This is a genomic window from Ruegeria sp. AH3, from assembly GCF_056536265.1.
Genome location: NZ_JBQFJL010000003.1, coordinates 170,281 through 182,321, shown reverse-complemented (window position 1 = coordinate 182,321; position 12,041 = coordinate 170,281). Strand labels below are relative to the sequence as shown.

Genomic DNA, 12,041 nt, shown 5'->3' with positions numbered 1-12,041 from the left:
TGAACTCAATCAATCGCCCACAACGTTCAGAAACACTGGAGATCGACGGCAATGCGAACGGGCTGCGCTCCTGCGATATAAGCGTCCAGTTCCTGGTCCGGTTTTGGTGATGCATAACACCCGGTCAAAACCCCTGCTGCCTCCAGTGCCCGCTGCACCATTTTCTGTTGCCCGTCCCAATCGGAGGGGTTTTCTGTATCAAGCGTCACAACAGCTTCATCGCCGGTTTGTTGCACAGTTGCTGCGATACCATCGATCACATAGGCGGGCTGCGCCAGATCATCGGAAGTAACGTCACACCCGGACGTGATTATGAGCAGCAGGGCCAGTACTCGTTTCACTGTTAGTCCTCCAAAAATGCGTGTTGCTCAGAGGCGCATTTGGTCATCGCCGTGCCAATCAGACTTGCCAATCTGCGCTGTCTGTCGCTTGAGCCTCTTAGTTGCTTAAGTTTTCCACCGTGTTCGGGATAAGTTGCAACGCATCCAGCACAATGGTGTCGGTCCGCTTTTCCGAATATCCATGCTGCTGCAATGTGCGTCCTACGAGTTGCACCACTTCGGGTGAGCCCGCAAACTTGGAATGCGACCCGGTCCTGGAATCATCGATGTCGCTGAGATCAATAACAGTGATGCCAAGTCCGGCCAGTTCGTCCACCTCAGCATCTCCAACGCGGTCGATGCCCCCGGCAACCTGGCGCGAGAGCCCCAATGCGGGGTCGCCATCGGAAATGAGGACATAAAGATTTCCAGGGTTGTTGGTAATCTGGCTGAGTTGAGACGCGAACACGTCCACGTCTATATCCGGCGCCGCAAACAGGATGTTCCTTAGACGCCCTGAACTGCCGAGCGATCCCTGTAAGTCCGACTGGACCATGACTTCTGTGACCAAAAGTGTTCCCATGGAATGTGCAAATACATCGAACCCGGAGGCATTTGTTTGAACGATCAGACCGGAGGCCTCTTCCAACAACGGCCTAGCCGCAAGGACGCTGTTCAGGTCATAGGCATATTTCGCAACCTGACCGGCTGATGCCCAGGAAAACAAGACCGGCACGCCTTCAAATCCGGAATCTTCAACGAATTGTGCGACGCGTAGCACCGCGTCACTCAGTGTATTGTTGTAGCCATGGACAAAGACCAACACGTCTCTGTTTTCTCGCGGTCTTTCGGAGAGTGCATTGTTGATTTTTGCCACAAACCCCGAGCTATCCTGAAACACTATTGGATCAACGACCGTAAAGTCCCGGCTGGCGTCCGGAGGGAGCCTCCGGGGGCGCGTGATTTCACCGGGCTGGTGGTTGGGTGGGATCGTCACGGTGACAACCGCCAATCCCAACTTGTCAGATCTTTCTGACGAAAAAAGCTCAGCGGTATCGGGCGAGGGTGAACGTGTTGTGGCTATAAATATATCGTGACGAGAGACCTGCGTTTCCATCTCAGGGCTTCTTTCAGGATCGGCGACACCAATCACGTTAGGAGGACGCGAACAGGCGGCAACCAAAATAGTTGCCGTGAAAAACACAGGAAGTAGTTTCCGAAAGAAATGCGTCGCAATCATACTCTTTCGCACTCGAGAAGCACCTAACTTGCTTCTGACTTTATCAAGTGCTGGTTTTCTGGATAGTGCATACGAACGGCAATATGATCGTAGGTTTGAAGTAGGCATAGCCCAAGAGATGTGGAGCCTCAATTGCCAAGCTCCTGTGCCAAATCATGAAATAAGACAGGGTCCAGGGCCGCCGGCATACGATAGGGATTAGACATAGCGTAAGTGGTAAACAGAACAAACCCGGTATATGTCGCAAAAGCCCCCAACAGGATGAGGTTCTCTCTAATCGGCGGGAATGGGAAATACCCGATGGATAAGAGCAGAACGCCGGATATTGCGGCAATCCAAAACAGAGAGCTCAAGGACGATTTTGCTTGATATTCTCTGAGATCGCGGCTGTCAGAGACGAGACTAAGGTTATCGAGTAAGTTGTCTCGGATGGACTCATGGCGTGCGGTCTGGGGATCAAGCTCTAGTGCCGCATCGTAGGCGATGCCCCAGGCTTCCCATCCTGAATCAAGTAAATCTCCTGTTTTTCCCAGGCTCTCCCATTCCGAGTTAGCAGCAATCGACAAATAATTGCGAAGCGCAGCTTGAATCGCCCCCGTTTCTTCCTCACCATATCTGATCGCGTCGTAATACGCATCAGACACAGCGTTGGTTTCGACGGCGCTTTCGAATGACAATTGATGGTAGTCAACTACTTCGGAGGCAAAGACCAAGGCAAGAACCAGGCTGTGCAAAGCGGCAATTCGGAACAAAATTGAGGCTGCAAGGTCTCGCGTTTCTTGGTTTGGGTTCGAGCCCAGTACCAGCCGGGCAAGGAAGTAAACGCCGTAAACCGAAGAAATAGTAGCGAGAACGATCAATACTGCTGTCAGCATTCGGTATCTTGCTCCCACCGGTCCTTTTGTCGAATGATACATCGACGCTGAAACGAAGATGCAACTTGTAGTACTACCCAAAAGGAAACTGGTCTCAACTGCAGCGTCTTCCAGTACAACTGCCAGTTTAGGCGAACTGTTGCCGGAAAGTTGAAACCCAATCGCCGATTAAGATCAACAAGATTGTCAGTGCAACAATGGTGTGCTTGGGTGTGGAGCCGCAAACTCCTGTTACAATGGCAACATCGTACCTCAAAAAATGCAACAAAACCCCGTATGCGTGAGGGTGCCGGACGATCTTCGCAAATTGCGTGCGTGAACGTCGTGCATGCAGATTGTACAAATGTAGCGAAGGTCCTGCGTGGATGGTTCCTGCATGGCAAGGTATTTTGAGCTGATACGAGCGTCTGTCAGATGCAGTCGTGTGCCCGGCCTGTTTGCGCCGTGCACGCGGCTGCTGGCCCTTATGGTTTCCGCTGACCAAGTCTCAAACCGCTTCGCGGACGACGATGTGTCCCTGATATCCGACGGGGTGTCTAGGTTGGCGGGCTGACATTGCTCCATCATCTCCATGGTCTTGCGTCTCGGATGTTTCTTTGTTTTCCGTTATGCTTTGTCCATGAACATCTACGGCTTCGATCACATCGTGCTCTGCGTTCGCGACGTCGACGCAACGCTTGAGTTCTATCAACACCTGCTAGGTATGTCCCCGCGAGAGGAACGCCCCGGCAAATGGTCCCTACATTTCGGTTCAAACAAAATCAGTCTCCAAGATGCGGGCACAGCACCAAATCTGGCGAAGAAAACTGTTCCGGGAAGCGGCAATTTCTGCCTATTGACAGATACGCCAATCGAAGAAATCACCGAGAAGCTTCGCGCGCATGACGTCACTATCGTCGAAGGGCCTTCTGAGAAACTGGGCGCCGTCGGAAAGCTGATGTCTGTCTACTTCCGCGACCCCGATGACAATTTGGTCGAGGTTAGCAACAGACTGGCATAGCAAACAGAGTGCAACACACTGGCAGCCACGCAACCACGGTCGGGAACAAGCGCCAGCCTTTCGACATTTGCATCTTGTGAAACGCCCAATACAACCTTGATGTCGAATCCAAGAGAAAAAATCAGCTCGCTGATCACGGCACAACGTTAGTGCCACAAGACTAATTAATCTGTGGAGCAGTCATGCCCAGAACGGGGTTCATAGATCATATCGGTGTCGCGGTGCCGGATCTTGCGACGGCGAAGGCCTACTATGACGATCTAATGCCGATCCTTGGTTTCAAGGAGTGGTTCAAAACCGAACCGGAGTTCAACTACGGACCGGATGGAAAACTCGGGACGCAGCTGTTCTTCTACCAAGCGAGGGACAATGGGCACTATTCGCGCCATGCTACGGGGTTACAGCACTTAGCCTTTTCGGTGGAAACGCGTGAGGTCGTGCGTGAGGCGTACAATTGGGCACTCTCGCGGAAGTCACATATTCTGAACGCACCCCAAGAGTTTCCTCAATACGGGACGCACTATGCGGCCTATTGGCTCGACCCACACGGCATCAAGCTTGAGGTCGTCTGCCACAAAGATGGTGAAAGCGATTGAGACATTAGTTTATCACCGAGCTACAAAGCCGGACATTTGATACACAGCCGAAAAGCCTCGCGCTACGTCCACCTAAAAGTCCGGCGACGAAGGTCCGGAGGGAGCCCATAGCTCCAAGGATCGACACCGCAGCAACTTTCAATCCAATGGCAGGTTTGTCCGCAAAATGTGAATTTACTCGCTTTCAGATTTTGCTCTTGCAGCGAATGGCAGGTTCGACGGGCCGCACCGCAGCATCATCGATCTCAGTCCAAAGGCAGCTTTGGGCCGGTTCTACCCAATGAGCTGACAGCGGAGCAGGGAACTGTGCTGCAATGGCGCCGAGGTCCGGAATGAGCCCAATATGTCGATTGCCGCGTGATCAACAGATGTCTGGTCAGTGGAACTAATTTGGACGGTTCAATTGTTTATTAGCTTCAAGAACCCCAATGGCCAAAAGTCTGCGACAAACGCTTCAAAACCTTAACGAAAGACATGACATGCCACCGTCCAGCTTTGCACAGTCGGTATTGTCGATTTCAACGACCGAGTACCCTTCCTGATCCAACATCTCTGCTGTGCGCGGGAAGCCAGCGGCCATCAACACCAAATTGTTGAAGCGGATTGCGTTGGCGGCTGCTTCTTCGCCGTCGGCTACATACAATACCCGGTAGCCTTCAAAGCAACCCGATGCATCCAATCGACGGGTCGACAGGATTGTCTCGGCATCCATCAAGGAACAATCTGTCTTGAAGTGCAATACACCTTCAGGGGTGAACACTTCGCGCAAGTTATGGCCCCAGTCCGAGGTGATCTTAGCGAGTTCGGCGACACCATTTGCATCCGTGCGGTCAGACCGACCCACGAGAATCTCGCGACCAGTCACAAGGATATCTCCGCCTTCAATATGGCCCGGACCTTTGATTTCGAAGACCGTTTCATAGCGTGCTTGAAGTGTCGGTGCCATTTCGGCCACTTCACCCATTCGCGAAGGCGCGCCGGGTCGCAACAGCACAGCACCTTGCGGAAGGCAAAGGGCCGTATCTTCGACAAACTGCGCGTCAGGGAATGCGTCGAGGGGCTTAAGTTCGATTACCTCAGCCCCAGTGCTTTTCAGGGCAGCCACGTAAGCCATATGCGCTGCCACCATCCCGTCGAAATCTGGGTTGCCGATATCTTTTGCGCGCAATCCGCTGGCAATGGTTGGGGCCGGGCGTCGGGTGATGGCGCGGGAAAATTCAAAGGTTGGGTCTGACATGTTTCAATCTTTCTGAGGTTCGAATGGCGGAGCGGAGACTTCGATCATTGCCGGCCCGCCCCGGGCGACAGTTTTGCGCAACGCCTGCGCGATGGTCTGCGGTTCGGGTGGAACCGTGGTGAATGGAATACCAAAGGACTTTGCCATTGCAGCAAAATCGGGGGGCGAAGGTTCACATCCGATGTCGGTCACGCCCACATCCTGCATCGACGTGGCAATTTCCCGGTACCCGCGATTGTTCCAGATCACGAAGGTAATCGGCAGTTTTTCGTCTACCGCCGCCATGATCTCAGGCGATGAAAACTGCGCGCCTCCGTCGCCGGTAATACATATAACCCGTGCGGTTGGATCGGCGATCGATGCGCCGATGGCTGCAGGTATCCCATATCCGAGAGCACCATATCCCGTTGCTGAATTGAACCAGCCACCTGCGCGGTCATGATCGTAGAAAAGATTGCCCGCATAAATCGGTTGAGTTGAGTCACCGACCATGAGCGCATTCGGCGCGGTAGAGCGAATTGCATTCAGGATTTCTACCTGATCGCGATAACTCGCACCAATCTCCTCCCAGGCGGCTTTGCGTGTTTTGTTGGCTCGTTCGGCTCCGCCGTTTTGCTTTGCTTCATGCGGTAAAGCTTCGGATAGAGCCCCCACAACCAAGTCAACGTCACCTAGAATGGTAAGCGTTGCGTCATGACGGGCCAGTTGATTGGCGCACCGATCAACTCGGATAAGGCCCGGCATTTTAGCAAATTGGCCTGTGTCGTACATATCGTAGTCGGTCGGCCCCAGCTCGGTTCCCAAAGCTAGTACGCAATCGGCGCTTTCTATCAGTGAACGAACCGCGTTCAGACTGGGGCTGGCTGGAACGGTCAGAGGATGCCCGTGTATCAAGCCGCGCGCATTTACAGTCTGCACCACGGGGGCATCCAGCGCTTCGGCCAATGCCCGTAGACCGGGCCCTGCACGTTTTGCGCCACCACCCGCCAGAATGACAGTTTCCTTTGCCTCAGTCAGTTGCTTCGCAGCCTTCGTGATCTGTGCTTGGTTGAACGAGGGCTTTGGGTCGAATGCCTCAACTGGCGTTTCTTGATACTCAGAAGCCGCGATATCCAATGGAATCTCGATATGCGCGGGTCCCGGGCGACCATCTGTCAGGCTGTGAAAAACACGGTTCAAAACCGGGTCCAGCGCTTGGGTGTCAGCAACTTGTTCTGACACCAACGCAACTGTTCTGGCCAGCCCCAGTTGGTCTGGCAATTCATGCAGATGTCCCAAGCCCTTGCCAAGTGAAGCGGTTTTATTGACACCAGAGACCACCAACATCGGAATTGAATCAGCGCGCGCCTGCGCCATGGGCGTCAGCGTATTGGTCAACCCGGGGCCAGTGATCACAAAGGTCACACCTGGTTTCCCCGAAACACGCGCATAGCCATCAGCCATGAAACCGGCACCCTGCTCGTGCCTGGGCGTAACATGACGAATGCCCGAGGCCGCAAGCCCGCGATACAGCTCAACCGTGTGAACGCCCGGAATTCCGAAGACGCAGGTCACATCTCTTTGGCGAAGCTTGGCAACCAAAGCTTCACCGATTGTCATTCCGCTCATGCAACCTCGCGTGATTTGCTGTTGGCGTGATCAATGATGCGAGAAACCGCTGTGGCAAAATCGGCGTCACTAATCGTCAGCGCGACCCGGACCCAGTCTTTCAGACCGTTGCCAAAAGCGGACCCTGGCATGACAGCCACCCCGGCCTGCAACAGATCCCACGCATAATCTTCGCCATCAAACCCGGTGGCAGAAACGTTGATGAGGGCGAACATTCCCGCCTCTGGGCGATGAACCGTCAGATCCGTTTCTGCTTCAAGACGATCAGCCAGCAGGGTGGCGCGGCCAGAGAAACGAGCGGCCATGCCGGGCGCAACCTCGGACCCGTCGCGGATTGCCTTTTCGGTCATGTCCGCGATGAAGGGCTGATTGCCAAAGAGCATTGTTTCGGAATACGGCAGCAGCGCTTCACAAAACGCTGCTGGTCCGACACACCAACCGCTACGAAACCCTGGGGCAGCATGTGATTTCGAGATGGATGATACACCTATGACACGATCCGCCAGTTTCGGGTCTGCCAATGGTGAAGCAAATTCGGCCTCGTCAAAGATCAGATCTTCATAAACTTCGTCCGAGATGATCCACAAATCATGCGCTATCGCGAGTTGTCCGATTTCGGCAATTTCCGTAGCAGTCAGGATTGCACCTGTTGGGTTATGGGGCGTGGTTAGAAGAATGGCGCGGCTGCGCGGCGTGATCCGCGCCGCGATATCTCCGGCCTGCATGCGAAACCCGTGCTCTGGATGCAGTGGAACGGGAACCATTTCCGCACCCGAGGCGCGTATGACCCCTTCGTATGTTGCGTACATCGGGTCACCAACCAGAACTTCATCACCTGCCTCAGCAACTCCAGCCATCGCTGTGAACAGGGCGGTTTGTGTCCCGGGAAAGCAGAGAAAGTTCTCGAGTGAAAAAGCCCGCCCGCGAGAGGTTGAATAGCGCACGGCAAGCGCGTCGAGCAGTCCAGCTTCACCGCGTCCGTTGGAATACCCTGTCCGCTGCGCACGTAGTGAGGTCACGGTGGCCTCGACCAACACATCGGGCACAGGCACATCCGGTTCGCCAATCGTCATCTCGACGATATCCGCGCCGGCTTTGATAAGGTCGCGGGCTTTTAGATGTACGCCCCACTTGGCGCCACCCAGGCCTGCTAACCTTTCGGTCACTGATGTGGTTTTCATGGCTGCTCCACCTCTTTCGTCAACGGAATCCCGACAATAGCGCCGACAGAGTCCAGTCCGATCTGTGCCAGTTGTCCTTCGGAAAAGGCATCCGGAAGCGCACCCCCTTCCAGCCAGAGGCCGTCGATCACCGCGTTACAGGCAATAGCCAGTTGCGTTGCCTCCGACGCTGCGACCGAGCGCCCGGTTTCTTGCAATGCGGCAACGATCAGCTCCTCAAGGTGACCCCGGAAATAGTCATAGGTCTGTTGGTGAATGCTTTGCATTTTCGGATCATTCTGCACCTTGTTCAGAAAGCCAGCCCACAAGGCTACGGCGCTTGGATCAACGATCGGTGGTCGCAGCGACGCGTCAACGAAGTTTGTCAACTGAGATACCGCGCTTCCCGTTCCTGACGAAGCCGCTGTCTGATCGGTCAGCGTATTCATGTGGTGCTCATACGCAGCCTGAACCAGTTCTTCCTTTGAAGAGAAATAATGGCGGATCAACCCTTGGGTCACGTTCGCGCGGGCTGCAATCTCTCGTACGGTGGCCCCGCGAACACCCATCTCAGCTATCAGGTTCAGAGTCGCCAATATCAGCGCCTCGCGCCGAAACTCGGCGGACTCACGTGTAAACTTGCGGATTTGGTCCTGCACGTCCGGTTCATCCATGGCTGGGTGTTATTATACACTTGCATAATTGCGATTTTCGAGGCTTACTGCAAGCGGAAATCAGAAGATTGTTGGATATGGACACAGCCGAAGCAGCAACATCCCCACCCGAAGCAACTGCGTCCAATGAGGCGATTAAGGTTGAAGACCTGCACAAATCCTTCGGTTCGCTAGAGGTTTTGAAGGGCGTGTCCCTGACAGCTAACAAAGGGGATGTTGTTGCCATCATCGGAGGATCAGGCTCTGGCAAATCCACCATGCTGCGATGTATCAACTTCTTGGAAACGCCGAGCTCGGGCAAGATCACCATCGGGGGTGAACTGATTGAAATGCACGCCGATGGCAACCCCGCGAACCGGCGACAGATCGAACGTATCCGCACCCGGCTGGCCATGGTTTTTCAGCAGTTCAACCTGTGGACCCATCGCACGCTTCTGGAAAACGTGATCGAGGTCCCGGTGCATGTGCTGAAGGTGCCTAAGGCTCAGGCCATCGCGCGGGCGCATGAATTGCTGAAAAGGGTGGGCCTCGGCGATAAGGCCGACACCTATCCGGCCTATCTGTCGGGCGGCCAGCAGCAGCGCGCCGCCATCGCGCGGGCGCTGGCGGTGGACCCGTCGGTCATGCTGTTTGATGAGCCGACTTCGGCGCTTGATCCCGAACTTGTGGGCGAGGTTCTGACCGTGATCCGCGATCTGGCCGCCGAAGGCCGCACCATGCTGCTGGTCACGCACGAAATGAAGTTCGCGCGCGAAGTTGCCAGCCACGTTGTCTATCTCTTCGAGGGCCGCATTGAAGAGCAAGGTCCGCCTGCCGAGGTTTTCGGTAACCCAAAATCAGAACGGTTGAAGCAATTCCTCAGCTCGGTCGCTTGATTCAGTCAAAACAAACGAATGAACCAAAAGGGAGTAACAAAATGAACGTCAAGAAACTACTCGCATCGGGGCTTGCCGCCGCCATCTTTTCGGCTGGTGTCGCCAATGCTGAAGAGGTCAAGATTGGTATTGCGGCCGAACCCTATCCGCCATTCGCTTCGCTGGACAGTTCAGGCACCTGGGTTGGCTGGGAGATCGATGTCATCAATGCTGTTTGCGCAGCAGCGGAACTTGACTGTGTTATCACGCCGGTGGCTTGGGACGGTATCATCCCGTCGCTGACCGGGCAGCAGATCGATGCCATCATGGCCTCGATGTCGATCACCGAAGAGCGGCTGAAAACCATTGATTTCAGCGATCCTTACTACAACACACCCGCCGTCATAGTTGCGGATAAATCGATGGATATCGAAGCGACGCCAGAGTCGCTGGCAGGTAAAGTTGTTGGCATCCAGGCTTCGACCATCCATCAGGCCTATGCACAGGAATACTTCAAGGATTCCGAACTGCGCGTCTATCAAACTCAGGATGAGGCCAATCAGGACCTGTTCGCAGGCCGTATTGACGCAACTCAGGCCGACAGCATCGCCATGGCCGACTTCGTAAATTCGGATGCGGGTGCCTGTTGCGAAATCAAGGGTGCCGTGAAGGATGATCCCGCCATTCTGGGGCGTGGCGTCGGGGCTGGCGTGCGCAAAGGGCAAGATGACCTGCGTGAGGCGCTGAACAAAGGCATCGCCGCAATTCTTGCCGATGGCACGCACGAGAAGATCACTTCGAACTATTTCTCGGCCAGCATTTACTAAGCCGCTGCCGTGAACGGACTGTTGGATTCACTTGGATTGGCGCAGAGCGCAGAGCTTTTGTCGCTCTCGCCACCGGGATGGGGGGGCAATCTGCTGCGCGGATTGTCCCACTCATTGCAGATTGCTTTCGGCGCTTACGCCCTCGGTCTCGTGATCGGATTGTTCGGAGCTTATGGCAAACTCTATGGCGGGAAGGTCACGCGCGATCTTCTCGCCATCTACACGACGGTGATCCGGGCCGTGCCCGAGCTGGTCCTGATCCTGATCCTGTATTACGTGGGATCTGACATCATAAACAAAATCTCTGCCGCGATGGGCGGGGGTCGGGTTGAGGTCAGTGGTGTTGGCGCAGGCATATGGGTGCTGGGTGTGGTCCAGGGCGCTTACGCGACCGAGATTTTGCGCGGCGCGATTCAGGCGGTTCCGCCCGGTCAGATCGAAGCGGCCAAGTCCTACGGTATGCCCGCCTTCATGACCATGCGCCGCGTGACAATCCCGGCCATGATGAGCTTCGCCGTGCCAGGTCTTGCCAACCTGTGGCTGATTGCAACCAAAGATACCGCGTTGCTCGCTGTTGTGGGTTTCAACGAGCTGACACTGGAAACCCGCCAGGCTGCAAGCAGTACACGCGCCTATTTTACTTTCTTTCTGGCAGCGGGATTTCTTTATCTCATGGTAACGCTGTGTTCGGGCGGCATCTTCGCTCGGATTGAGAAATGGGCGCGTCGCGGCCAACCCTCCCTTAAAGGAGGGGGCAGATGATTGATTTCAGATCGTTGATGCAACCACATCGCATTGTGATGATGCTGATATTCGCTGGAATCGTTGTCTGGTGCGCCGTCTCTCTTCAGTGGGACTGGATCCCGAAATATGCGCCGCTCGCCCTTCAGGGTATTTGGACGACAATCTGGCTGTTGGTGGTCACCGTAGTTTTGGGTTTCCTACTCGCCGTTCCACTTGGATTGGCACAGGCGGTTGGGCCTTGGTATCTTGCCGCCCCTGCCAAGGCATTTTGCACTATCATCCGCGGCACACCGCTGCTGCTGCAACTCTGGTTATTGTATTATGGGCTTGGGTCTTTGTTTCCGCAGTTCCCCTGGATACGCTCTTCCGAGTTGTGGCCCTATTTGCGGCAGGCCTGGCCTTATGCAGTACTGGCGCTGACGTTGTCCTATGCCGGCTACGAAGGAGAGGTGATGCGCGGTGCCTTCAAAGGGGTCGCCAAGGGCCAGCTTGAGGCAGCCAAGGCATTTGGCATGCCACGTCTAACCATGTTTCGCCGTATCTGGTTGCCGCAGGCAATTCGAAATGTATTGCCAACGCTGGGTGGTGAAACCATCCTGCAATTGAAGGCAACCCCACTGGTTGCGACCATCACCGTTGTCGATATCTACGCAGTATCTTCTCGGGTGCGTTCAGACACGTTCATAATCTATGAACCGCTCATCCTGTTGGCGGTTTTTTACATTCTCGTGGCGGGTGTGATCGCGTTGGGCTTCCACTGGTTAGAAGTTAAGGTACTTGGTACTGGACGCAGGAATGGCAGCTTCGGATAGTATCTATAGAAGCGGAGAAAGAGCTGACGCCCAAAGACAATTCTTAAAGAATTAACCAGAATTATTGAAATTGCAAAAAGACAAGCAAGGTGGT

Annotated in this window: 13 protein-coding genes; 6 read left to right on the top strand and 7 right to left on the bottom strand. The window is 54.7% G+C overall.

The window, feature by feature from the left end; all coding sequences use genetic code 11:
* Positions 1-26: 26 nt before the first annotated feature.
* The 3 genes from ACR3EM_RS22255 to ACR3EM_RS22245 form a co-directional block, all read right to left on the bottom strand.
* Positions 27-341, bottom strand: coding sequence for a hypothetical protein (locus ACR3EM_RS22255; protein WP_170720377.1), 315 nt, complete (start codon positions 339-341; stop codon positions 27-29).
* A 97-nt stretch (positions 342-438) separates the two neighbouring features.
* Entirely contained in the window at positions 439-1,572 is a 1,134-nt protein-coding gene (locus ACR3EM_RS22250; RefSeq protein WP_480473262.1) for an alpha/beta hydrolase, read from the bottom strand.
* 116 nt (positions 1,573-1,688) lie between these two features.
* The gene (locus tag ACR3EM_RS22245; protein WP_170720370.1) at positions 1,689-2,435 is read right to left on the bottom strand and encodes a bestrophin-like domain; all 747 of its coding nucleotides are present in this window, start codon (positions 2,433-2,435) and stop codon (positions 1,689-1,691) included.
* Between the two features lie 619 nt (positions 2,436-3,054).
* Here ACR3EM_RS22245 and ACR3EM_RS22240 point away from each other — a divergent pair.
* Positions 3,055-3,435, top strand: coding sequence for a VOC family protein (locus tag ACR3EM_RS22240; RefSeq protein WP_170720367.1), 381 nt, complete (start codon positions 3,055-3,057; stop codon positions 3,433-3,435).
* Positions 3,436-3,617: 182 nt separating this feature from the next.
* Positions 3,618-4,031 carry a VOC family protein gene (locus ACR3EM_RS22235; RefSeq protein WP_170720362.1) on the top strand — a complete coding sequence of 138 codons (414 nt, stop codon included), beginning with the start codon at positions 3,618-3,620 and terminating at the stop codon, positions 4,029-4,031.
* A 454-nt stretch (positions 4,032-4,485) separates the two neighbouring features.
* Here ACR3EM_RS22235 and ACR3EM_RS22230 read toward each other — a convergent pair whose 3' ends face one another.
* Genes ACR3EM_RS22230 through ACR3EM_RS22215 form a run of 4 tightly spaced genes read right to left on the bottom strand, consistent with a single transcriptional unit; the run spans position 4,486 to position 8,710 of the window.
* The gene (locus tag ACR3EM_RS22230; RefSeq protein ID WP_480473260.1) at positions 4,486-5,268 is read right to left on the bottom strand and encodes a dimethylarginine dimethylaminohydrolase family protein; all 783 of its coding nucleotides are present in this window, start codon (positions 5,266-5,268) and stop codon (positions 4,486-4,488) included.
* A gap of 3 nt (positions 5,269-5,271) precedes the next feature.
* On the bottom strand, positions 5,272-6,876 hold the full coding sequence (locus tag ACR3EM_RS22225) for a 5-guanidino-2-oxopentanoate decarboxylase (protein ID WP_480473258.1): 1,605 nt from the start codon (positions 6,874-6,876) through the stop codon (positions 5,272-5,274).
* Positions 6,873-8,057: a pyridoxal phosphate-dependent aminotransferase gene (locus ACR3EM_RS22220; protein WP_480473256.1), complete on the bottom strand. Its 1,185-nt coding sequence runs from the start codon at positions 8,055-8,057 to the stop codon at positions 6,873-6,875. The genes ACR3EM_RS22225 and ACR3EM_RS22220 overlap by 4 nt, the downstream gene beginning before the upstream one ends.
* The gene (locus tag ACR3EM_RS22215; protein WP_480473254.1) at positions 8,054-8,710 is read right to left on the bottom strand and encodes a TetR/AcrR family transcriptional regulator; all 657 of its coding nucleotides are present in this window, start codon (positions 8,708-8,710) and stop codon (positions 8,054-8,056) included. Before ACR3EM_RS22215 ends, ACR3EM_RS22220 begins: the two co-directional genes overlap by 4 nt.
* A gap of 77 nt (positions 8,711-8,787) precedes the next feature.
* On the opposite strand from ACR3EM_RS22215, the gene ACR3EM_RS22210 reads away from it, so the two are divergent.
* The 4 genes from ACR3EM_RS22210 to ACR3EM_RS22195 are packed head-to-tail and all read left to right on the top strand — an operon-like array spanning position 8,788 to position 11,947.
* Positions 8,788-9,585 carry an ABC transporter ATP-binding protein gene (locus tag ACR3EM_RS22210; protein ID WP_480473252.1) on the top strand — a complete coding sequence of 266 codons (798 nt, stop codon included), beginning with the start codon at positions 8,788-8,790 and terminating at the stop codon, positions 9,583-9,585.
* 41 nt (positions 9,586-9,626) lie between these two features.
* Positions 9,627-10,391 carry a transporter substrate-binding domain-containing protein gene (locus ACR3EM_RS22205; RefSeq protein WP_480473250.1) on the top strand — a complete coding sequence of 255 codons (765 nt, stop codon included), beginning with the start codon at positions 9,627-9,629 and terminating at the stop codon, positions 10,389-10,391.
* Positions 10,392-10,400: 9 nt separating this feature from the next.
* Positions 10,401-11,153, top strand: coding sequence for an ABC transporter permease (locus ACR3EM_RS22200; protein ID WP_480473248.1), 753 nt, complete (start codon positions 10,401-10,403; stop codon positions 11,151-11,153).
* A complete protein-coding gene (locus ACR3EM_RS22195; protein ID WP_480473246.1) occupies positions 11,150-11,947 on the top strand; it encodes an ABC transporter permease in 798 nt (265 codons plus the stop codon). Before ACR3EM_RS22200 ends, ACR3EM_RS22195 begins: the two co-directional genes overlap by 4 nt.
* Positions 11,948-12,041 lie beyond the last annotated feature (94 nt).